Annotated in this window: 1 protein-coding gene; it reads right to left on the bottom strand. The window is 42.0% G+C overall.

Annotated features, from left to right (window positions below; all coding sequences use genetic code 11):
* The coding region (locus tag ADF62_RS04490) for a GBS Bsp-like repeat-containing protein (protein WP_048788196.1) at positions 1-307 on the bottom strand (307 nt) is incomplete at both ends.

Raw genomic sequence — 307 nt, 5'->3', positions numbered from 1 at the left:
AACATTGGTTACGACTACATCAAAGCCATTAGACGTTTGGTTGTTGATGGTCAATTTCCCTGTTACTTGAGATTCAGGGACTGTAGCTTTAGTTTCTGTGATATAGGTTCTCTTACCATTTAACATATAGTAAAGATGCACAGAATAGGTACCAGCATCGCCCTTATGGCTGGCTGTATCGACATGAACCTTGTAGCTTCCATCTGATTGTTTGTCGGCATGGTACCATGTAAGATCGTCTTGACCATTCTTATCTGACCAGATTGGGACACGGACTTCTTTAACTTCTTTGCCGCCACCTGAAACA

Source organism: Streptococcus sp. 1004_SSPC, assembly GCF_001069025.1.
Classification (GTDB): Bacteria; Bacillota; Bacilli; order Lactobacillales; family Streptococcaceae; genus Streptococcus; species Streptococcus vestibularis.
Note: the sequence above shows the minus strand (reverse complement) of the source record. Positions and strands in the feature narration are given on the sequence as shown.